General features: G+C 67.0%; 21 protein-coding genes. 11 read left to right on the top strand and 10 right to left on the bottom strand.

From position 1 onward, the window contains the following. Positions 1-109: 109 nt before the first annotated feature. From QP939_RS03890 to QP939_RS03935, 10 genes are all read left to right on the top strand, one after another. On the top strand, positions 110-973 hold the full coding sequence (locus QP939_RS03890) for a DMT family protein (protein WP_285455136.1): 864 nt from the start codon (positions 110-112) through the stop codon (positions 971-973). 21 nt (positions 974-994) lie between these two features. Continuing rightward, a protein-coding gene (locus QP939_RS03895) for an IS3 family transposase (RefSeq protein WP_434219583.1) occupies positions 995-2,214 on the top strand; the annotation gives its coding sequence in 2 pieces (ribosomal slippage) (positions 995-1,277 and positions 1,277-2,214; 1,221 coding nt in all). Positions 2,215-2,483: 269 nt separating this feature from the next. Next, positions 2,484-2,813 carry a LapA family protein gene (locus QP939_RS03900; protein WP_285455137.1) on the top strand — a complete coding sequence of 110 codons (330 nt, stop codon included), beginning with the start codon at positions 2,484-2,486 and terminating at the stop codon, positions 2,811-2,813. A 467-nt stretch (positions 2,814-3,280) separates the two neighbouring features. Further along, positions 3,281-3,757, top strand: coding sequence for a DUF5994 family protein (locus QP939_RS03905; protein WP_285455138.1), 477 nt, complete (start codon positions 3,281-3,283; stop codon positions 3,755-3,757). An 82-nt stretch (positions 3,758-3,839) separates the two neighbouring features. Next, positions 3,840-3,995, top strand: a complete 156-nt coding sequence (locus QP939_RS03910) for a DUF6307 family protein (protein ID WP_285455139.1) — start codon at positions 3,840-3,842, stop codon at positions 3,993-3,995. Between the two features lie 661 nt (positions 3,996-4,656). Further along, a complete protein-coding gene (locus QP939_RS03915) occupies positions 4,657-5,649 on the top strand; it encodes an acyl-CoA desaturase (RefSeq protein ID WP_285455140.1) in 993 nt (330 codons plus the stop codon). After that, positions 5,646-6,074, top strand: a complete 429-nt coding sequence (locus QP939_RS03920; RefSeq protein ID WP_285455141.1) for an STAS domain-containing protein — start codon at positions 5,646-5,648, stop codon at positions 6,072-6,074. The genes QP939_RS03915 and QP939_RS03920 overlap by 4 nt, the downstream gene beginning before the upstream one ends. Before the next feature lie 4 nt (positions 6,075-6,078). Beyond that, positions 6,079-6,822, top strand: coding sequence for a GAF and ANTAR domain-containing protein (locus QP939_RS03925; protein ID WP_285455142.1), 744 nt, complete (start codon positions 6,079-6,081; stop codon positions 6,820-6,822). A 29-nt stretch (positions 6,823-6,851) separates the two neighbouring features. Then, positions 6,852-7,610, top strand: a complete 759-nt coding sequence (locus QP939_RS03930; protein ID WP_285455143.1) for a GAF and ANTAR domain-containing protein — start codon at positions 6,852-6,854, stop codon at positions 7,608-7,610. Positions 7,611-7,742: 132 nt separating this feature from the next. Then, positions 7,743-8,942: a TerC family protein gene (locus QP939_RS03935; protein WP_285455144.1), complete on the top strand. Its 1,200-nt coding sequence runs from the start codon at positions 7,743-7,745 to the stop codon at positions 8,940-8,942. A gap of 202 nt (positions 8,943-9,144) precedes the next feature. Here the strand turns inward: QP939_RS03935 and QP939_RS03940 are convergent, their stop codons facing one another. After that, positions 9,145-9,507: an NUDIX domain-containing protein gene (locus QP939_RS03940; RefSeq protein ID WP_285455145.1), complete on the bottom strand. Its 363-nt coding sequence runs from the start codon at positions 9,505-9,507 to the stop codon at positions 9,145-9,147. Between the two features lie 274 nt (positions 9,508-9,781). Between QP939_RS03940 and QP939_RS03945 the strand changes: the two genes are divergently transcribed. Beyond that, positions 9,782-10,747 carry a hypothetical protein gene (locus tag QP939_RS03945; protein ID WP_285455146.1) on the top strand — a complete coding sequence of 322 codons (966 nt, stop codon included), beginning with the start codon at positions 9,782-9,784 and terminating at the stop codon, positions 10,745-10,747. Positions 10,748-10,762: 15 nt separating this feature from the next. Here the strand turns inward: QP939_RS03945 and QP939_RS03950 are convergent, their stop codons facing one another. The 9 genes from QP939_RS03950 to QP939_RS03990 all read right to left on the bottom strand — a co-directional run bounded on the left by QP939_RS03950 (position 10,763) and on the right by QP939_RS03990 (position 20,526). Next, on the bottom strand, positions 10,763-11,461 hold the full coding sequence (locus tag QP939_RS03950) for a hypothetical protein (RefSeq protein ID WP_285455147.1): 699 nt from the start codon (positions 11,459-11,461) through the stop codon (positions 10,763-10,765). 464 nt (positions 11,462-11,925) lie between these two features. Continuing rightward, positions 11,926-12,099 carry a hypothetical protein gene (locus QP939_RS03955; RefSeq protein WP_285455149.1) on the bottom strand — a complete coding sequence of 58 codons (174 nt, stop codon included), beginning with the start codon at positions 12,097-12,099 and terminating at the stop codon, positions 11,926-11,928. A gap of 23 nt (positions 12,100-12,122) precedes the next feature. Beyond that, positions 12,123-12,656 carry a DUF5994 family protein gene (locus tag QP939_RS03960; RefSeq protein ID WP_352252577.1) on the bottom strand — a complete coding sequence of 178 codons (534 nt, stop codon included), beginning with the start codon at positions 12,654-12,656 and terminating at the stop codon, positions 12,123-12,125. Between the two features lie 30 nt (positions 12,657-12,686). Then, entirely contained in the window at positions 12,687-13,727 is a 1,041-nt protein-coding gene (locus QP939_RS03965; protein WP_285455151.1) for a fatty acid desaturase family protein, read from the bottom strand. 420 nt (positions 13,728-14,147) lie between these two features. Continuing rightward, positions 14,148-15,299: a hypothetical protein gene (locus QP939_RS03970; RefSeq protein ID WP_285455152.1), complete on the bottom strand. Its 1,152-nt coding sequence runs from the start codon at positions 15,297-15,299 to the stop codon at positions 14,148-14,150. Beyond that, positions 15,296-16,174 (bottom strand): thiopeptide-type bacteriocin biosynthesis protein, encoded by an 879-nt coding sequence (locus QP939_RS03975; RefSeq protein WP_285455153.1) that lies wholly within the window; start codon positions 16,172-16,174, stop codon positions 15,296-15,298. Before QP939_RS03975 ends, QP939_RS03970 begins: the two co-directional genes overlap by 4 nt. 23 nt (positions 16,175-16,197) lie before the next feature. Next, positions 16,198-17,436: a lanthionine synthetase C family protein gene (locus QP939_RS03980; protein WP_285455155.1), complete on the bottom strand. Its 1,239-nt coding sequence runs from the start codon at positions 17,434-17,436 to the stop codon at positions 16,198-16,200. Further along, the gene (locus QP939_RS03985) at positions 17,433-17,786 is read right to left on the bottom strand and encodes a thiopeptide-type bacteriocin biosynthesis protein (RefSeq protein ID WP_285455156.1); all 354 of its coding nucleotides are present in this window, start codon (positions 17,784-17,786) and stop codon (positions 17,433-17,435) included. The genes QP939_RS03980 and QP939_RS03985 overlap by 4 nt, the downstream gene beginning before the upstream one ends. Further along, positions 17,692-20,526: a lantibiotic dehydratase gene (locus QP939_RS03990; RefSeq protein WP_285455157.1), complete on the bottom strand. Its 2,835-nt coding sequence runs from the start codon at positions 20,524-20,526 to the stop codon at positions 17,692-17,694. The genes QP939_RS03985 and QP939_RS03990 overlap by 95 nt, the downstream gene beginning before the upstream one ends. Between the last annotated feature and the right edge of the window lie 63 nt (positions 20,527-20,589).

The raw sequence follows: 20,589 nt of genomic DNA on the forward strand, positions 1-20,589 counted from the left end.
ACCGTGCTGAGGTCGGAGTCGTCGGCCGTGGGCTATCCGACCGAGAAGGCTGCATCACTGCGAACCGCAGCCGGCCGGACAGGGCGCGCACGGCTGCCACACTGGGTGGGTGGCCCTTGGGTACGTTTTCGCTGTTCTGGCCGCTGCGGCGTCGGGCGGTGGTTCGATCCTGCAGTCGCTCGGTATCCGACGTGTCGGCGCGTACGGCGGCGCGTCGCTGGATCTGGTCCGCCTGCGACACCAGTATGTTTACTTCCTCGGTCTGGGCGTGGACCTGGTGGGATTCGTGTGTGCGGCTGCGGCGTTGCACTGGCTGCCGTTGTTCCTGGTCCAGTCGCTGCTGGCGTTCAGCATCGGGGTGACGGCCACGATCGCGGCGTTCCTGGGCGCACGGTTGGCTGCGGCGGGCTGGGGCATGGTGGGTATCGGCGCGGTGGGGTTGATCCTGCTGGGCGTGTCCGCCGATCCGGGCCCGGCCCGGACGCTGCACCTGGAATGGCGGTGGATCTTGCTGGGCATGGTGGTGCCAGTGGCGGTGATCGCCTTCTGCGCGCGGCGTCGCGGCGGCTTCTGGGCGGCTTCGGCGTTGGCGTTCAGCGCCGGGTTGGCGTTCTGTGTCGTCGGTATCTCGGCCCGGTCACTGACCATTCCGGACTTGTCGTGGCGGCTGGTGCTGGAGCCGTCGGTGTGGGCCATCGTGGTCAACGCGCTCGTGGGTGCGGTGGTGTTCGCGATGGCCTTGCAGAAGGGTGGCCCTACGGCGGTCACCGCGATCATGCTCACTACCAAGACGGCGCTGGCCTCGTTCGTCGGGCTGGCCTACCTGGGTGACCGGGTGCGCGCTGGTTTCGGCGCTGCGGCGACCGTGGGATTCGTCCTAGCGATCGCCGCGGCGGTCGGCGTCGCGCACTATGCATCCCGCGCCCGTCAGAAGAGATCGATTGGACCGCCCCGGGTTGGTTGGAGGCTCTGATACCTGGAAAGGTGAGGAGCTATGGCACCACCGAGGAAATACTCGTCTGAGCTGCGGGAACGTGCGGTCCGGATGGTCTTTGAGCTACGTGAGCAGGGCGAGCGGACGGGTGTGATCGCTCGGGTCGCTGACCAGCTTGGTGTGCATCGGGAGGCGTTGCGGACCTGGGTGCGGCAGGCCGAGGTCGATGGTGGGAAGCGGCCCGGTACGTCGACAAGTGATATCCAGCGGATCGCTGAGCTGGAGCGGGAGAATCGTGAACTGCGACGGGCGAACGAGATCCTGAAGGCCGCGTCGGCGTTTTTCGCCCGGGAACTCGACCCGAAACCGCCGCGCTAGTCGAGTTCATCGATACCCACCGGGATCAGTTCGGTGTCGAGCCGATCTGTGCCGTGCTGGAGGTGTCGCCGTCGACGTATTGGGCGGCGAAGAAACGGGAGTCGGCCCCGTCTGCTCGCGCGGTCCGGGACGAATGGCTGAAGAAGGAGATTCTGCGGGTGTGGCATGGGCCGGGGCGTGGCCTGTACGGGGCACGGAAGGTATGGCGCCAGCTCGGTCGGGACGGTGTCGAGGTGGCGCGGTGCACGGTCGAGCGGCTGATGCGCGAGCTGGGTATCAGCGGGGTGACTGCGCCCCGTAAGCGGCCACGGACCACCATCCCGGCTGCGGACAGGCCAGGTGACCTGCTTGAACGTGACTTCACCGCGGACGCGCCGGACCAGCGGTGGGTCGCCGACATCACCTACGTCGCCACCGCGGCCGGCTGGGCGTACACCGCGTTCGTCCAGGACCTGTACTCCCGGCGGATCCTCGGCTGGCAGGTCGCCGATCACCTGGGTGCCGACCTCGCGCTCGACGCTCTGGAGATGGCAATCTGGGCACGTGGAGGCAGTTCCGGAGGCGGTATTGACGGTCTTGTTCACCATTCCGATAGAGGCGTTCAATATACCTCCATTCGCTACGCCGAGCGGCTTGATCAGATCGGCGCGGCGCGTTCGGTGGGCAGCACAGGAGATTCCTATGACAATGCCGCAGCCGAATCGCTCAACAGTCTCTACAAGAAGGAGCTCATCGACTACCGAGGCGACTGGGAGAACACCACGGACGTGACGCTGGCCACCATGGAATGGGTTGCCTGGTACAACAGGGAACGGCTACATTCTTTCTGCGGGAACACCCCTCCGGCTGAGTACGAGGAGACGTTCCGCGCCACGGCCACTGAGTCTGGCGCAGTGGTCTAGAACCAACTCAACCGGCCTCCAACATCACCGGGGCGGTCCAGATTACCACACCGGGACATGACCACATGGTTGCCTGAACAGCGAGCCGCACTGGTCACCCCACCCGGCCTATCGCGCCGATCACCCTGCAGGGCGTAGGCTGGCCACATACCCGGTCGCGACGACATCCCACTCCCGAGGTGCCAGCCCCTCCGGCCCACGTGGAAGTAGTGGTATGTATGTCCCTCCTCCATCGCACTCGCCGTGAAGGCGACGGCCAGCCCCAGCCCATGGATGCCGACATGTCGGCGCCGGCCGGGCAGGCCACTCCACCGCAGGCGGCCCAGTCGGTGGCCGGATCACCCGGACGAGTGCCCCGCACCCGCACCGGAGCCGCTTGGGCGGCCCTCATCGCCGCGGCCCTTCTTGCCGTCCTGTTGATCGTCTTCCTGGTGCAGAACACCCACAGCACCGAGATCTCGTTCCTGTGGATGACCACGAGCACCCCGCTGGCTGTCGCATTGCTGATCGCCGCTGTCGGCTCCGTGCTGCTCACTCTCGTCCTCGGGACCGCCCGCATCACCCAGCTGCGCCGCCTGGTCCGCAAGAACCGCACCTGACCACCGAATGGGTGACACCTCTGCTCGATCGGGGGGTGGCTCGGATATTCGACGGCGGTGGACGAGTAGATCAGACCGCGGCGACGGGCCGCGACCCACGCGGCGGCTCCGCAGATTTCGCGAGACGTATCCGAACCGAATAGCGGCCAATGTGATCAGCCACAGAGACAGGTGGCGTGTGGCAGAATTAACGGCGGCCATTATCCAATGGTGCGGATTATTCATGGGGTATTCTCAGGCACAGCTCGGATCGAAATCGCCCAGTCACGTTCGCCACAGGGTAGAATCGAGTTGTCGAGAACATCTCGCACGGGAGCGGTCAAGCCCCCGTCGTACTCGATGATCCACCCAGACCGGCCGTAGTTTCGGCCGGAGACGGGAGCGCCGACATGACGTCGGGCCCACACCTTCTCATCGCCACCCCACCGGTCACCTTGGCCGCCGAGCCGCCTCGGCAGACGCTCCGCTTGAAGTTGAAGCCGAAGGCGCCCACCACGGGGCACGTCGACGGAGCGTGGTGGCCCCGCTCGCGGGACCTGTCCACCGAACTGCCGGCGCTGCTCGCGGTGCTGGCTATTCGGCTGGGTCGCGTCGGCCGGGTCAGCTACAACCTCACCACCTGGAACCCCGCCGACCGCCGCCTCAACATCGACGGTCACCGCGTGCGGTTGGGTGGATTCCACGCCCAGCACCCGCACGCCATCGACGTGATCGGCCCGACCGGGACGCGGCTGACCCTGCTGGTCCTGCCACCGGAAACCGACCCGGCGACCGCCCATCACATCCTGATGACCGCGGCCGGGCGGGACAACGTCGACAGCATCGACGAGTTGCTTGCGCCCACCGCCGTGACCGCGCCGGTTCCGGCGGACCGCGACCTGCCCGACGACCCCGCGGTGCAGCGTTGGGAGGTCGACGGCGGCCTGGTGCCGCAGCGTACCTAACGATCCCGGCTGCCGGAGCTGTCCGAGCGAACAACTCCCACTGGCACCCGAGTTCCGATCCAGACATTGTCAGGAGTACCCGATGACCACTGTTGAATATGTTTCCGTCTACGACCTACGGGTCAAGCTCGTACAGGACACTCTGGCCAACCACTCGACGCTGGGCGACCACGCCGCGCACGAACTCGCGGTGCATGTGTTGGATGCCCTAGACCACATCCCGGAGAAAGTGCGCTGAGCCTCCCAGTCCACGTCTCGGGTTGATGCCAAATGCGCGAATTCAGAAGAACAGCCGCACTGGATCGCATCACTACCCGGCCGGAAACCCAACTGACCCGATCGAGTCGGACTATAGGGGCGTTGTGCCCGTCACCGCGCGCAGCGTTTCCGATTCCCGTCCGTTGACCACAGAAGAACCAGCCCAACGCGTCCTGTGAACACTGCTCTGCTCGGCGCCCAGCCTTGGCAGCGACCGGCGGTGGCTTTGCTCCGCTGACCGACAAGCCGGTCGTTTTGCGCTGTCCATTGTGGAACTAGTCACGGGCCGCCTAGAGAAGTTTCTCCGGAAGTTTGGACCATACTGCCGGTGGAGCGCGTAGTGTTGCAGGTAAGAGCCCTGGACCCCGGTAGACACCAGCCGACCGAGGGACTCCCATGGCACATCTCGACATCACTTCTCTTTCCGTGCCGGTCGCGGGGATCGCGGAACCTCATCAGAGCACAGTCGGTGTGATCCTGCGCGGGGTCGGGCAGGGTCTGTTCACCGTGGACGAGGGTGAACTCCTGATCGACCGAGTCCGCAGGCACAGGTTGCCCTTGTCCATCAATGACGGTCGTCTCTCCGCGGGTAGCGGGTCTGCATCGGAAGCAGTTCTGACCAGTCGCAGTAGGACAGTCTGATGACGACATCGACCGCGACTCGATCGCTACCTCGACCCGTTCCCGACCCGAAGCCGATGATCCTTCCCGGCAGGTCGACGAGCGAGCAGATCCTGGTCAAGATCTTCGTGTTGATCCCGTTCGCCGCGCTGATCGCGGCAGTGCCGATCGCGTGGGGATGGGGCCTGGGGTGGACCGACCTCGCCTTGGCCGCCGGCTTCTACGTGGTGTCCTGCCTTGGCGTGACGGTCGGCTACCACCGGCATTTCACCCATCGCGCGTTCAAGGCCAAGCGTGGCCTGCGGATCGCGTTGGCGGTGGCGGGTGGGCTGGCCGCGCAAGGGCCGGTGATCGGGTGGGTCGCTGACCACCGGCGCCACCACGCGTTCTCCGATCGCGAGGGCGATCCGCACTCGCCGTGGCTGTTCGGCGCCGGGCCGGTGGCGCTGGCCAGGGGGTTCTGGCACGCGCACATGGGCTGGCTGTTCGAGAGGGTGAGCACGAACGCCGAACGGTTCGCCCCGGACCTGCTGGCCGACCGGGACCTGCGGGTGATCGACCGGCTGTTCCCGCTGTGGGTCGCGGTGACTATTGGGCTGCCCACGCTGCTGGGCGGGTTGATCGCCTGGTCGTGGTGGGGCGCGCTGACCGCGTTCTTCTGGGCTGGCTTGGTCCGGGTGTCGTTCCTGCACCACGTGACCTGGTCCATCAACTCGATCTGCCACATGATCGGCGACCGGCCGTTCGCCAGCCGGGACAAGGCGGCGAACTTCTGGCCGCTGGCGATCCTGTCCATGGGCGAGTCCTGGCACAACTCCCACCACGCCGACCCCACCTGCGCCCGCCACGGCGTACTACCCGGCCAAATCGACATCTCCGCCCGCGTGATCTGGATCTTCGAGAAACTCCGCTGGATCTCCGACGTGCGCTGGACCAACCCCGCACGACTGGCCCGCATCACTGCGACTACTGCAGAGCGCAACGGTGCACCGACCGAGGAGAAGATGCCATGACCGCCGTCCTCCCGTCCGTATCGTTCGATCGCCTTCCACATGCCGCCGCCGTTCTGCCGGGCCTGCAGCCAGGTCCGGAGCCCTTGACCGTTACGGCACAGCCGGTCCCGCCCGGTACGGTCGTGCTCGCGGTGCGCGGTGAGGTGGACTTGTGCACCAGCCCGCTGTTGCAGGACGCGCTCCTCACCCACCTGCGGCACGCTTCCGCACCGTTGGTCATCGACCTCACCGACGTGGGTTTCTTCGCAGCGGCCGGTCTCACCGTCCTAGTCACCGCCAGGCAGGCGGCGGTGACGGCGGGGGTCAGGCTCTGCGTGGTCGCCAACAGCCGCCCGGTCCTGCTGCCACTGACGATCACCGGCATGGACCGGGTACTCGACATCCACCCGGACCTCGCCCACGCCCGACTCTGCCGGAGCGGATGACACCATGCGAAATCCCCGAGTCGCCGAGATCCTGTCGGTGATCGCTGCTCGTGGGGATGGGCAGGGCGCGCTGCCCGCCAGGTTGTGTGCGGAATGCTTGTCGACGTTGCCGGTCAGTGGTGTCGGTGTGGCGTTGATGACCGCCGACGGGCCCAGCGGTGTCGTGCTCGCGGCCACCGACGGGCGGGCGCGGCAGTTGGAGGAACTGCAGTTCGCTCTCGGGGAAGGCCCGTGCGTGGAAGCGTCCTGCAGTGGTCGCCCGGTGCTGCAACCGGACGTCACGGTCGCCGGGTCGGCGCGGTGGCCGCGGTTCGGGGCCGCCGTGGTAGACGCCGGAGTACACGCCATCTTCGCGTTCCCGCTGCGGGTCGGCGCCATCCGCGTCGGCGTCCTGGACCTCTACCGCGACACCCCAGGGCCGCTCAGCGCCCTCGACCTCGCCGACGCGCTGGCCTTCGCCGACGCGGCCACAGTCGTGGTCCTGCACCTACAGGACCACGACGAGCACGGTGGTGTGAACTCCGCGCTGACCGGGCCGATCGACAGCCAAGCCGTGATCCACCAGGCGACCGGGATGATCACGATCCAACTCGGTGTCAGCCTCGCCGAGGCGATGCTGCGGTTGCGAGCGCACGCGTACGCTACGGGACGGACGGTGTCGGCCGTCGCCGCTGATGTGGTCGACCGACAGCTGTACTTCGACGACAGCGAGCCCGGCAGCACGACGACACGCCGGGATCGGCCATAACCCCCTGACGAGACACAGGTGGTGGGCTCATGACGAGCCGGGAACAACTCCTCGCCAGCACCTTCGTGAGCCTGGCCGACACGCTGGTGGCCGACTTCGACGTCATCGACTTCCTGCACACGCTGGCCACCCGCAGCGTGCAACTGCTCAACGTCGACGCGGCCGGGATCATGCTGGCCGACCCACACGGTGGCCTGCACGTGATGGCCTCCTCCGCCGAGGAGGCTCGTCTGCTGGAACTGTACGAGCTACAGAACAACGAAGGCCCGTGCCTGGACTGCTTCCGGTCCGGACGTCCCGTGGCCCGCGATGACCTGCCCGCGATGCGCACCTCGTGGCCCACGTTCACCGAGCAGCTACACCGGCTTGGGTTCCGCTCGGCGCAGGCACTCCCGATGCGCCTGCGCGAGGAGACCATCGGGGCGCTGAACCTGTTCCGCATCCAACCCGGCCGGCTGAGCGAGGCCGATCTGGGGATCGGCCAGGCCATGGCCGATGTGGCCACCGTCGGGCTGATCCAGGAACGCGCCATCGCCGCCAGCGAACTGCTGGCCACCCAGCTGCAGACCGCCCTGAGCAGCCGCGTCCAGCTGGAACAGGCCAAGGGCGTGCTCGCCCAACGCGCCGGCCTGCGCATGGACGACGCCTTCCAGGTGATGCGCGCCTACGCCCGCAGCCACAACCGCCGCCTCAGCGACGTCGCCGCACAGATCATCGACGGATCGCTGGACGACGACCAGGTCCGCACGAGCCCGCACCCGAGCCCCAGCGCACCACCCCAGACATGACCGGCGTGCGCCACCCCCAACCGACCCCGACCGGATCCTCCGGCCAAGGAACACCAGGAACCACCCGCGGACAACACCAGCATCACCGTGATCGGCAGGAGCGCGCGGGACGTTGAGACGGGAAGCTCGTGAATGGATGTACCCGCTGTTGTCTGGGTGCTGACGGTCGTCGGGGTCGTGGGCCTGCTGCTGTTCGACTTCTTCTTTCACGTCCGCAAGGCACACATTCCCACACTGCGCGAGGCGGCCCTATGGTCGGCGGCCTATGTGGGGATCGCGGTGATTTTCGGTGTCGGCGTGTGGATGGTCGGCGGTACCACGATGGGCACCGAGTACTTCGCCGGGTACGTGACGGAAAAGGCACTGTCGGTGGACAACCTGTTCGTGTTCCTCATCATCATGACCAGCTTCAAGGTCCCCCGGGCCGACCAGCAGAAAGTACTGCTGTTCGGCATTGCCTTCTCCCTGCTCGCCCGGACCGCCTTCATCCTGCTGGGCGCCGCACTGATCAACTCCTTTGCCTGGGTGTTCTACCTGTTCGGTCTGGTCCTGCTGGTCACCGCCGGCAACCTGCTCAAACCCGAAGCGTCGGAGAACCACTCCGCGGACAACCTGCCGATCCGGCTGGCCAAACGGCTGTTTCGCACCTCGGACAGCTACGACGGCGACAAGCTGTTCACCATGCGCGACGGTGCGCGGGTGATGACCCCGATGCTGCTGGTCATGGTGGCCATCGGCGGCACCGACCTGCTGTTCGCACTGGACTCCATCCCGGCCATCTTCGGCCTGACCCAGAACGTGTACCTGGTGGTCACGGCCACGGTGTTCTCCCTGCTGGGCCTGCGCCAGCTGTACTTCCTCATCGACGGACTGCTCGACCGCCTGGTCTACCTGACCTACGGCCTGGCGGCCATCCTGGCCTTTATCGGGGTGAAACTCGTCCTGCACGCGCTGCACGAGAACACCGTGCCGTTCATCAACGACGGCCGGCCGGTCCCGGTCGTCGAGATCAGCACCGGCCTGTCATTGAGCGTGATCCTCGGTGCCCTGGCCGTCACCGTCATCGCCTCGCTGGTCAGCACCAAGGGCAAAGCCCAGAACGCGGTGTCCGCGGCCCGGCGCCACGCCATCGCCTACCTCGACGTTGAAACCGACCCCGCCATCCGCGAAGGCATCTTCACCCAACTGCTCGCCGAGGAAACCCAGATCGCCACGCTACCCGAGAAATACCGGTCCCGGATCCGCGACCAGGAACAACTGATGGCACTGCTCAACCGCGCCCACGCCGAACACGATGCGGCCCAGGCCGATACGCGCAGGACGCGATCGTAGACGCGCCGGCAGCAGGAGTTGGAGACCCACCCAATCTGCGACCCATGGGGACGATCCGCCAGACGCTCAGCCGATGAGCGTGAGAGGCGTGGGGCTGAACCGTTCAGCAAGCAGGTCGTCGAGCAGGTCGGGTAATTCAGCGGGCAGGAGCTTGTCCGTGGACTGCCGCAGGTCGTGCGCCCCGACCACCAGCGGCGTTCGATCAGCCCGGCCTTCTCGTTCTCGGTGGGTTTGAGCGCGACCTGCGGTGCCGTGCTGGGGGTGCGGCCGAGGAAGACGTGCTCGATGCGGTGGTGGTCGCGCCCCTTGTAGCGGAACCGGGATTCGCGGACCCACAGCTCGCGGCCGAGGTGGTGAGCGTGATTCCGGATTCCTCGGCGAGTTCGCGGCGGGCGGCGTCGCGGAGTTCTTCGCCGTCGTCGAGGTCGCCGCCGGGCAGTTCCCACCAGTGGTGGTCGGGGTCGGCGGGGTCGAGGGCGTGGATGAGCAGCACGCGGTCGGCTGGGTCGAGCAGCAGCACGCGGGCGCCGATGCGCGGGGTGACGTTGCTGGTTGGAGTGGGCATTCTGCGGCGAGTCCTCGCGGTCGGCTGACGGGATTGTGGTCCCGGCGGCCGACGAGCGGTGGATGCCGCGCGATCAGAACAAGGTCGGCTCCGGCTCGGCGTGGGGGGCCGCCGTGGCGGGGTCTGACGTTAGCAGCGGTGTGGTCGCCATCAGGGCCACCCGGCTGGCAGCCCTGCGCTTCACTCGTTCCCGGTGATCCGCGCGTAGCCCGTTGTCGGTCGAGGACGCACTCGGCCGTAGGGTTTGGCACCTGGGATCGCACCGAGGAGCTCCATGCCCGCCACCACCAGGTCGTACCTGGCGTTCATGCCCCACCACACGTCGAACACGCACATGGTCCTCGCCATGGTCGACCGGGGCGACGGGCCCGAAGCCGAGACCCTGGTCAGCCTTCCCGAGGCCCTCTCGGCCACCATGCTGGCGTCGGCGCTCAACGGTGTCCTGCTGCACCAGGTCGCCGCCGAACGGCACCTGGCGGCGGTCCTGAACGACGCACCCGATCCGGTACGAGTAGCCGTCGCCGCGTTGCTGCCCACTTTGATCGAGGCGGCCACCGAGGATCCGGCCGCGGCACGCGTGGTCCGGCACCTCCCCGTGGCCGGCGACAGGGGTTTCCTGTTGTTCCCGACGACCAACTGCCCTGGCCGCTGCGAGTTCTGCGGGACCTGCCGCGACGACTGCGTTGCGTGCCCGGAATGCGCCGACGGCGGGTGCGAGATCTGTCTCCCGGTAACCCTGACGCCGCGCACTGCTGCGGTGCTCGGGCACGCGCTGGCCGTGCTCGCCGACGAGGCGTACGACTATGTCTACAGGACCGGCCTATGCCGCGGTGGCGAACCTGGCCCCCTGGGTGCCGTGCCGACCTGCGTCGCGAGCCTGGATGAGTGGTTCCTGCGCCGTTACGCCCGATCGTTCGATGATCTCAGCTCTGATCTACAGGTCGGCCGGCATCCCACGCCGGCCTGCACAGCCGAGGAGATCGCCCTGGATCTGGCGATCCGCGATGCTGAACGCCTCTACCACGACGAAGACGAACTCATCAGCGATCTGGAGACCGAACTCCCCGCCTCGCGTTCCGACTACAACTGGGACACCCTGCAGGACGTCCTGTTCCAGGACAAGGATTACGAAGGCTTGCTCGGCTTCCCAGAAGCACTATCGCCCCGCGAGGCCGAGCAGTTGTTCGACCAGTTCGGCAACACAGCACCCCGCGATCGCCATCGCGGGTTCCGCCGTTAGATCAACTTCGGCCCCTCAAGGTTGCTGCCGCGGGAATGGCGCAGGAGCCGACGGTCGGGTAGGTACGCGGTCATGAGGATTCACTGCGGCTTCCAACGCGGGATGTTCCTTGTTCCCGATGGGCCACACCGCGCCGGGTGACACGTGGGTGGTCGAGGTGGCGATGTTCGGCTTGTTGTGCTGGGCGGTGATGCGGTTGCGCATCTGCAGGGCGTCCTCGCGATTCTCGCAGGGCCAGGCTTTCCACGACTGCCAAACCACGCCGTCGCGGTGCAGCCGTTTCAGGTGCGCCCGGAACGCATGGGTCATGCCGATGCGCACGGGGGTGCCGGCGTTGCCGAACAGCACGTAGACCACGTGCGTGCCACGAAGCGGGAACACCGAATCGTCGAGTCCTTCCCAGCCGGTGTTCCCGCTCCAGGTGCCATCCGGGCTGTTGGGAATGGCCTCGGCCATGCGCCGCAGGGCGTGGCGGTCGTAGGGGATGATCTTTTGCCAGCGTGCGGCGAATCCGGTGATGCCTCCGTCCCGGACGAGGTCGTAGGCGGCGAGCAGTCCTCGCGCGTCCAGGTTTCCCGCGCGGTGCGCCGCAGCGGCTTGGCGGATCAGCTCGTCCTCTGCGGCGAGGAGCTGTTCGAGCAGCGCCGCGCGCTCGTCGTGCAGCGTGCGGACCCGTGCGGCTGCCGCGTCGAACGCCGACCTGTCGGAACTCATCGGCATGGCCTCCTGACTCGTCGTGGGTCAGGATCGCAACTCGGACCGCCACAGCGGCGCTGCGACGCGCGGGTCTGCCCTTTGCGCCCGTTCAGGTGACGACCACGATTCCGGTGTGCCGTCACTTTCGGTTACCGGCCGCGTTTCTTGAGCCGGTCCGCCCAGGGCCACGCCGACTGCATGACGTAGACCAGCGTGTCACCTCGACTAGGGCCATGCGCCACCATGCCGGTACCGGGTCGCAGACCTTGGGTGGGACGTCGGCGTGGACCTTGAGCCGGCACACGCGCGGGTCGGTGACGAGTCAGGCAGAGCCGGAGCCCATCGTGGGACTCGTTGCCGGCGAGGGTGGTCTCGGACCAGGCGGTGACGCGCGGCTGGTCGAGCACACCGCGTCGCGCATCAGGGTTCACGGATTGGTCACGTCCCAGGGAGCGTGACCAACTCGTCGGCGGGCCGCTGGTTCAGGGTGTGGAGGACGATCGCCTGAGAGCTTTGCGCCGGACGGCACCGATCACGGCGGTTCCGACGAACAAAACGACGCCGACGATGCCCAACCACATCAGTCCCTCCATGGCGAACCCGACGATCGAGACGATCAGCCAGACCACGAGTAGTACGACTACGAGAATGAGCATGTCTGCCTCCACGGTTTGCAAATTCACGTGATGCGAATCCGATGCCTATCGGGCGGGGCTGGGGACGCGGTCGGGTGTCGATCGGTGTTGCGGACGTAGCCGCCCTCGGCTTCCCAGCGCTGCTCCGGGATCGGCTCCGTCGCTCCCGGCCGAATAGTCTCGGCAGGAGCGCGCTTCTGGGGTGGAACACCGTTGCTGGCCAGGATGTCCGCGACGGTGGCGGTGCTGTCCGCGCCGGCGGCGGATCGCGTTACCGCCCTGGCCACGCCACCCGGCGTGTGTGGCGGCACGACCAGCAGACTCACTCGACGGGCGTTCGTCCCGATCACGGTCACGGTGTGGGGGTCGATCGTGTGGAAGCCCTCGTACCGGATCACACGGCCATCCACGGTCTGCTTGCGTGGAGCCGGCTCCCAGAGGCCGAGGTTGTAGGCGATGCGGCCGACCGGGCCGACCCAGGGGTGCAGTGCCGAGACCAGTTCGGGAAACGCCGTTGTCGGATCGAGCCGACCGTGGCCACCAGCCGCCGTCCACGCTGCCGATGGCGGCGCCGGCAGGTTTCATCTCCAGTCGCGGTTCATGGCGTGTCATATCGTCCTTGCCTCCGTTTCGTGTCGAAGTGGAGCGCCGACGGCGCGCAGGTGGCGTAGGACGTACCCGTAGGAGCGCACGAGTCCGCATTGGGCGTAGTCGATGCGGTGGCGGTCGCAGAAGCCCTGAACGAGTGCCTGGGCCCGGCGCAGGTTGGGGCGCGGCATGCTGGGAAACAGATGGTGCTCGGTCTGGTAGTTGAGTCCACCGAGGACGAAGTCCACCCATCGGCCGCCGGACACGTTACGGGACGTCAGGACCTGTTTGCGTAGGTAGTCCAGCCGGTGACCCGGTGGCAGGGTGGGCATTCCCTTGTGGTTGGGCGCGAAGGAACATCCCATGTAGACACCCCATAGTCCCTGGTGCACGGCGATGAACGCCAGCCCGGTCAGCGGCGACAGCACGGCGAACACAGCGGTCAGGTACGCGGCCAGGTGTGCGATCAGCAGGCCCGCTTCGAGCCCACGCGCCCTGCCGTCACCGCGCCACACGTGCTTGATGCTCGACCAGTGCAGGTTCAGCCCTTCGAGCAGCAACAGCGGGAAGAACAGGGCAGCTTGGTGCTTGGCCATCCAGCGCAGGAACCCGCGCTTGTTCCGTGCCTGGTCGCGGGTGAAGGCCAGTGCGGGGATGTCGAGGTCCGGGTCGTCGTCCTCGTGGTTGGGGTTGGCGTGGTGGCGGGTGTGCTTACCGACCCACCAGTCGTAGCTGAGTCCGACCAGGCCGCCGTGCAGGTAGCCCACGGCGTCGTTGGTGCGGCGGTCGCGGAAGATCTGCTTGTGCCCGGCGTCGTGGCCGATAAACGCGAGCTGGGCGAACATGGCCGCGAAGAACACGGCGGTGAGCAGCTGCCACCACGAGTCGCCGATCGCTACGAACGCCACCCAGCCGGCGGCGAACACGGCCAGGTTCGCGATGATCTTGACCAGGTAGTAGGCGTGCCGCCGGTCGAGCAGTCCGGCATGCCGAACCTCCCGCGACAGTGTCGCGAAATCATCGTCTCGGCCTCGTCGCCGCGTCAGAGTCACAGAAGTCATCGTCGTTTCACGTCCCAGGGGGATCTGTCGAGTTCGTTCGTCCCGAGCAGACGAAGTGACTGCCAGCGAGACCTGCGGGCGAGTACCCTCGGTTACCGCCTACTACTCGCCGTGGTGACTCGGGACCTCCGCCAGGGTCAGTTGCGGCTTGTCTTTGGGATGCCCGTGGACGATCGCTCCCAAACGGGCACGGATCTTCGTTGAGTCGCTGGACGGTGAGCACGGCTCGACCGCCTTCGATATGCGGGAGCGACTGCTGTCCGTGGCCGTCACGTTGGGTGCTGACCTGGCCGCGCGTGGTTGAGGACGGGGTCCGGGCGGCAGTTGTCACCGGTGCCGGCTAGGAGGAACTCGTGGCGTGGTGTGTCACGCAGGACCCGCTCTACTTCGCTGCGCTGCGCGCGTCCCTTCGTGTCGAGTTCACTCGTTGAGCAGCAGGCCCGGCGTCCCGCCGCGTCGTGGTCCAGGATTTGGGGAAGATCGGGTTACCGCGCGGATGATGACCTCTTCCGTGAGGGTTAGTGCGATCGTGAGGTCTGCCAGCAGCGATTCGGGGAAGATGCCGCGGTCGAGGGCACAGGTTTCGACGAGGTCGACCAGTTCTCGGGCTTGGGTGCTGGAGAGGAGATCGTGCACGCCGCCGTGGGCGAGAACATCGCGGGCGGCGTATCCGTCTTGGGCAGCGATCGCGCGGTTGATCAGCGAGGCGGCAATCTGGCTGGCGTGCGGATTGTCAAGGGTGCCGATGGCGTCGATGAAGGACAATCCCAGCCGGATGTGGAAAACGGCCAGGCCGGGTGCCGCCGCGTTGAGTGCGTAGTAGCGGTTGAGGAGGGTGTCCAGGTGCGTGGTGCCCACGCCGCCGCGGCATTGGATCGTGAGACAGGCGGTCACGGCGTTCTCCCAGGGTTCTCCTGGCTCAGTTTCGTCCAGAAGAGCGAGGGCGGCCTTGGAGTTTCCGGATGTCGCGTTGGCGATGACGGCGACCTGGCGGCCATCGAGCATTCGGCGACCGATGCCCTTGTAGTTGCGCAGGCGGGTGCAGGCTTCTTGCCAGCGTCCGGCAATGGCGAGGGCGCGGGCGCCGGTGGCCAGTAGGACCGTCCAAAGCCAACGGCGGACTTCGTGGTGTGTTTCCGCGGAGTTGGTGAGGTGAGCGGGGACGTCGACACCGTCGATCGTGGTCTCGGTGCGGGTGGAAACGCTGGTGTAGAGGGCTTCGATGAGGTCGAAGGCGCGCTCGCCGTGGCCGTCGCGGATGTGCATGCGGGCGAGATTGACCAGTGGTTCAAGGGCGTGGCGTGCTGCCTGCGCGTCCAGGGGACAGGCGCGCAGGTATGCGTTCGCCTGACGGTGACACCACTGCCGCGCCAGCTCGGGTAGGCCGCAGTCCGACGCGAGCAGCGCGGCAAGGTTGTGCACGGCGGAAGCAGTTGCGGTGTCGATGTTTCGCTCAGCGTCGCGGGCGCGGTCGCACAGGTCCGCCACACGGCGGGCAAGAGGAGTACAGGCCGGGCGGGGTCGCGCGACGAGTGGGAATCGTCGTGCGAACTGGCCGGTGGGGTTGATCATTGGCTCGTCGCCTCCTCGGCGTGGCCCATGACGACAGCCTTGGCGGTGTGGGCGAGCAGGCTTTGCGTAGTGGAGGGCAGGCCCAGTCGGTTCCAGTGGAAGATGATGTGGTGGGCGAGGACAGCTCGCACGCCACGAGTGAGCGTTCCGTTGCGAGCGTGATCGCCCAGTGACTGGCCTGCTTCGGCAAAGGCCGTAACCCACTCGGCGAGAAAGGCCAGCGGCCCACTCTCCTGCACCAAAGGGCTGTCAGGGCCAGCGTCGACGGTCATCAGCCGTCGTAGGTTGGTTTCCAGGGTGTTCAGCCGGTCCGATGGCGTGTCGGGTGGATCAGGGCGAAGTTCGTCGGCGACGCGCGCCCAAACGTCTCCTTGTTCGAACCAGTCCTGGCCCGCACTGCGCATCAGGGTGCTGCACAGCAACACGGACAGTTCGCGCCGTTGGTCGCCGCGACCGGTGGACGTGCTGGCGCCTGGCGTGCCGAGGTAAGCGAGGATCTGTCGGCTGTCGTTATGGAATAGGTGGTGCGCCAGGCCCATGCCAGCCGTCCCGCCGAAGACGTACGCCTCTGGTTCGTAGATGGTCTCGACCCAGTTCGCGATGTGGCCGGCCGCCTGCAGCGTGTCGAGTCGCTGATGGATAAGGGCCACTGCGTCCTGCTCGGTGGTGTCGTGCGCTGGCAGGAAACGCAGCCGCCAGCAAGGGTTTTTCCGCATGAAGAACCACGCCGCGATCTCCCCGGCGGTCTCGGCGCCGGCCATCTCTGGGCCGATGTGGACGATCCCGATGCGCTCGGCGGCGGTGTAGTCGTGGAAGTGGATGAACACCTGACGCCACGAATGCTTCGCGGGGCGCGAATCGAGGTCATCGTTCATGCTCGTGGAGTTCCTTCGTCCGGTTAGGCGAGAAGCAGGCACGCGTCCCAGTGCGTGAGCGGGGCGGTGTCGGTTCCGGCGGTCTGCAGCGCGAGTGCCACCCCCGCGTGGCCGTCAAGGAATTCCGCATCCTCGGGCGCCGATTCGAGTCCGGCGAGCAGTCGTTCGGTCAGACCCGGCAACTCATTCGCGATGTCCGGTGTGTCGGCGTCGGCCGCCATGCGCCATGCGACCTGGAACAGGCCGGCCATGCCGTGGCACAGCCCCGTTTCGGGGAGTCGGTCGAGTTGATCAGGGGCTTGAAGACAGCCGAGCATCGCGGCCTCGGCGGCGCGCTGTCGTGCGACATTGCCGGTCGCCAGGCCGGCAAGTTGTTGGGCGCGGGCGATGCCAGGAGTGCCGTAGCACCACGACGGGCGTTGGTGGCTGGACTCCTCAACATGCCCTTTGTAGACATGGTCAAGGGTGATGTAGCCAGGCCACCATGAACCGGAGGGCTGCTCTTGCTGCCATGTGTCCAGCCAGGCGCAAATCCGCGCGATGGCGTCGACGTGTTCCTCCACGACGACACCCCGCAGCATGGCGAGGGACAGCAACGCGAGCGGGGCGGCGATACCGTGCGACATGCCAAGGTTGCCGTGTCCAGCGGGAAAATCCGGCGAAGGGTCACCGTTCGGAGAAACGTCGGTCCACCAGCCGGGCAGGCCGTCTGGGTTGTCCGGCAGCGGCTCGGTCAACCGGACGAGGTAGGACAGCACGGCTCGGGTGACGTCGTCGTCGGGGTGGCGCCGCAGGTGGTACGAGCCCAGGCCGGCCAGGCCCCGGATGAGGTCGAACTCGGCCAGCGCGGGCTGGTCGCCGCGGTCAATGCGCGCGTGCGCGTCGTCGAGGCGGCGGCGGGTCAGCGCGATGGTGCTCGCGTCGAGGTCGGTCAGTGCGCGTGCGAGTTTGCCGGGCCGGTCCGCCGCTGCGCGTGTGACGAATGCCAGCGTTGGGGCGCCGAAGTACAGGTTGGCATTGGGGCCGGCGCTGAGATTGTCGCGTGCGGCGATGGTCAACCAGGTGTGCGCCGTGTTCCAGTCGCCGTGGCCGGCGCGGGCACGTTCGATGTGCAGCAAGGCAATACCCGCCGCACCTCCGGCGAGCGATTGCGGCCGGGACCGGCCGTTGCCGTGGTGAACGCTTCGGACTGCATTTGGGTGGGCCAGGCGGTCAGCGATGGCTGCCGCTGTGGCGAGCGCCTGCGGATGGGGACGGCTCACGAGGCTCCTTGTGCTCGGCTCATCCAGCTCAGGGCGGCGGCACGCGCCAGGCGAGCACAGGCGCGCTCGGCATCAGGCGACAGCCCGAGCATGCGGACCACATGCAGGTGCACCAAGTCGGGAAGCAGCACCTCCGGGGTGGTTTCACCTGAGACGACGAGGGCGTCGCGGTAGGCGGTCAACGCCGTGCGTCGCCTGGCCCATGCGGTTGTGGTCTCGACGCCGCCGGGAGTTGCGCGCAGCGCGGCCCAGCCCTCACGTGGGTCCGCGAGCCGGACCGCCTGGTTGAGCACCTCCCGAGCCGCGGCCTCGTGTGAGCTGGTTCTGGCGTGCTCGATCAGCCAGCGCATGCCCTTGCCGAGCTTCTCCGGTGAAAGATATGACGAGGTCAACCACACTCGCGGCGATCACCGCGTAGTGGTGTGGAGCGCCGCGGTGACCAGTTGCGGTGAGCTGGGCAACCGCGGCGGTTGAGTCGGCAGCGAACAGTGACTCGGCTGCTGCCATCGCCGGGCCGTCGCCGAAGCGTCCGGTTTCGGGGTAGTAGGTGTCCAACTGTGCTTGCCCGACGAGGCCGAGACGGCGCAGGCCGGCGGTCCAGGTGCCGACGCACCGCGCGGTCTCGCCGAAGTGGTCTGGGCTTGGTAGCCGGAGCCGGAGCCGAAGGTGGGGTTCGGGGTCCTCGTATCGGAGGAACCACCATTCCAGCGGGCTTTCCCACGTGGCGAGCAGGTCGGGCAGGTGGGTGGTGAGGATGGTGGTCTGCCGGTCCGGGTGGCCGTAGAGCTTCAGGTAGAGCCAGTCGCTGGCACCTGGCAGATGTCCGTGTTCGGTACCGATCACGCGGCCTGGCCCGTTCCGATTCCTGCTTGCTGGGCGTGACGGTTGGGTGGCGAGGAGCGGGACAACGATCTCGTGTGCGCGTCCGTTGCACCAGCCCAATGTGTTGGCGTCGGGTGCCTCGCGCAGGGTGGCGCGTCCGGTGCGGTCCAGATCGGCGCGGAGCAGGTGCTGGTGCGCGGGTTCGTCAAGATCCAACTGAAGACGGCGGTCGTCGTCGCTCAGGTAGACGAAGGTAGGAACCGAGTATCGGCGGCGCCAGGCCGTCAGATCCTCGACCCAGTCCGGCCACGCGGCTGCAGGGCCGGGAAGGTCGGAGGTCGCCAAGGTCCATCGTGCTGGCGACAGAATCGTCCGTCGGTATCGAATCCTAGGTAGGAACGGCAATTTGCTGGCAGCTCCCCACGAGAACGGGGCGCACGCGGCGGCGCGTGCCGTGCTGATCTCGCAGAGGAACCGAAGGAACGGGTGAGAAGCATTGGTGAACTCGACGGCGCTGAACACCATCGGTTCCACAGGACGTTGCTGGGAGATCGACATCAAGTACAGGCGCTCCGCGTCACCGGTCACAGCCAGATCGTCCAGAGGGATCAACTCGCCGCCGGGTGTGCGGTGTTCGGCCAGAGACACCAACTGCGGCAGGACCGCCGGACTGCGAGCGACGTTCTCGGCGCGCACGTACAGCGTCGGACACGACACCTGCACCGGTATCGCGTCCTCGTTCACCGTGGGCAGCCCGGCATAGGCGTCGACCATCCGTCCGCGGTCCACCGGGTCGAGGATGTCGAGGAACCGACCGGTGGTGCTTCCAGCTGCGCGGGACACCCCCACGACGGCGAGATCGAACTCGCCCCGATCGAGCGCGTCCGGTTCTGGTGCGTGCAGTCGGAAGCGCAGTTCGGTATGAGGCTGCACCGCATTGACGTCGTCTCCCGCGAGCTGGGCGACCATCTTGTCGTCGAGCACGACTTCGATGCAGTTCTCGATGCCTGCCTTCTGTGCCAGGGCCAACAACGTCTCGTCCCGCTCGGACATGCCGGGCCCTGATGGCAACTTCAGGCGTGCATCCCGGTACCCGGAAGGAAATCCCAACCCCGTGTCGCTGTTGAGGATCTCCCTGACAGGAACCAATGCGGACATGCCGTAGCGTTCGAGAAACCTGGAGTGGAAGTCCCGCCAGGCCGGAGTTCCGCTGGGATGCGGCGCCAGGCGCGTTAGAACCTCGGCCGCGGCCTCCGCTTCCCGCGCGACCACTTGAGGAAGTACGAGCTCGCAGTCGACCCGGAGATCGACTCCGAGGGGGCGCTCGCTGGCGGAGATTCCGTCCATCCTGGTTGCCACAGCGGTTCGAAGGTCACGCTCGATCGTCGGCATTCGCACTCGGGTGTGCCGTGACAGGTCGAGATGGGTGTCGCGAAGCTGCCCTACGAGCTCGGCCACCTCCGGTACATCCAGCGCACCAACGGCGACCAACTCGTCGACAACATGGGCCAGCGGGTCCGATGTCGTCATCGGCGCACGCAGACTGGTGATGAGGAGACGCTGGGTCACAAGCTCGGCCAGCATTCTCTCGATCACAGGTGCAGACGTCGTGGGAAAATCGGCCCGCAGCTTGCCGACCAGATCAGCCATCAGGATGGGAAACCGTGCGGCCTGCATCACCGTCTCGACCGCCTTGGTGTGCCGGACGGACACCTCCGCTGGAGCGGTCGAACTGGATGCGCCAGCCTGCTGCTGGCAGCCCACCACCACTCGTCCGTCGCGGACGAACGCCAGATTGTTCAGCACGACCGGAAGCCGTGGCCGGAGCTCGGAGCACGTTTCCAGGCGTGTGATCACAGCCGCTAGCCATTCGGAATCGACGCGCGCCGTGGCCTGATGTTGCTCCCCGAAGCGGATGTGGAGTTCGCGGCCAAACCGAGCTGGAGCGACACCAGCAAATAGCCCGAACGGTGTCGGTCGGCTCGTCGCCCGCAGCACGTATCGGGCGAGCGATAGCGCCGCACGTCGTACCTGGCGTGGCGGTAGGAGGTCTCCGTCGCACACCTCGGGGATGCGGCGGGCCAGCACTGGGCTGGCTACCTCGACGGCGTCAGCGATCGCTCTGATGTCCCAGACTTGTCGCAACCACGTGCGCCACTGCTCGACGTGCTCATCGGTGTTGCCGGTGAGATCCGGCCAGGACGGAATGTCTAATGAGGACGGTAGTGCGCCTGCCCGCACAAGCGCGGCATCGACGATTCTGTACAACGGCAATCCCTTGAGTCCGGTACGTCGGCCCGGTGGCCGAGTTCCTCGCGCCACCGGGCCGCG

Origin of the sequence: Amycolatopsis nalaikhensis (assembly GCF_030264295.1) — a bacterium.
Taxonomy (GTDB): Bacteria; Actinomycetota; Actinomycetes; order Mycobacteriales; family Pseudonocardiaceae; genus Amycolatopsis; species Amycolatopsis nalaikhensis.

What these genes read in the sequence shown, in the direction of transcription:
- QP939_RS03900 (WP_285455137.1), top strand. Translation starts at nt 2,484, where the DNA reads ATGGATGCCGACATGTCGGCGCCGGCCGGGCAGGCCACTCCACCGCAG.
- QP939_RS03910 (WP_285455139.1), top strand. Translation starts at nt 3,840, where the DNA reads ATGACCACTGTTGAATATGTTTCCGTCTACGACCTACGGGTCAAGCTC.
- QP939_RS03915 (WP_285455140.1), top strand. Translation starts at nt 4,657, where the DNA reads ATGACGACATCGACCGCGACTCGATCGCTACCTCGACCCGTTCCCGAC.
- QP939_RS03920 (WP_285455141.1), top strand. Translation starts at nt 5,646, where the DNA reads ATGACCGCCGTCCTCCCGTCCGTATCGTTCGATCGCCTTCCACATGCC.
- QP939_RS03925 (WP_285455142.1), top strand. Translation starts at nt 6,079, where the DNA reads ATGCGAAATCCCCGAGTCGCCGAGATCCTGTCGGTGATCGCTGCTCGT.
- QP939_RS03930 (WP_285455143.1), top strand. Translation starts at nt 6,852, where the DNA reads ATGACGAGCCGGGAACAACTCCTCGCCAGCACCTTCGTGAGCCTGGCC.
- QP939_RS03935 (WP_285455144.1), top strand. Translation starts at nt 7,743, where the DNA reads ATGGATGTACCCGCTGTTGTCTGGGTGCTGACGGTCGTCGGGGTCGTG.
- QP939_RS03940 (WP_285455145.1), bottom strand. Translation starts at nt 9,507, where the DNA reads ATGCCCACTCCAACCAGCAACGTCACCCCGCGCATCGGCGCCCGCGTG.
- QP939_RS03945 (WP_285455146.1), top strand. Translation starts at nt 9,782, where the DNA reads ATGCCCGCCACCACCAGGTCGTACCTGGCGTTCATGCCCCACCACACG.
- QP939_RS03950 (WP_285455147.1), bottom strand. Translation starts at nt 11,461, where the DNA reads ATGAGTTCCGACAGGTCGGCGTTCGACGCGGCAGCCGCACGGGTCCGC.
- QP939_RS03955 (WP_285455149.1), bottom strand. Translation starts at nt 12,099, where the DNA reads ATGCTCATTCTCGTAGTCGTACTACTCGTGGTCTGGCTGATCGTCTCG.
- QP939_RS03965 (WP_285455151.1), bottom strand. Translation starts at nt 13,727, where the DNA reads ATGACTTCTGTGACTCTGACGCGGCGACGAGGCCGAGACGATGATTTC.
- QP939_RS03970 (WP_285455152.1), bottom strand. Translation starts at nt 15,299, where the DNA reads ATGATCAACCCCACCGGCCAGTTCGCACGACGATTCCCACTCGTCGCG.
- QP939_RS03975 (WP_285455153.1), bottom strand. Translation starts at nt 16,174, where the DNA reads ATGAACGATGACCTCGATTCGCGCCCCGCGAAGCATTCGTGGCGTCAG.
- QP939_RS03985 (WP_285455156.1), bottom strand. Translation starts at nt 17,786, where the DNA reads ATGCGCTGGCTGATCGAGCACGCCAGAACCAGCTCACACGAGGCCGCG.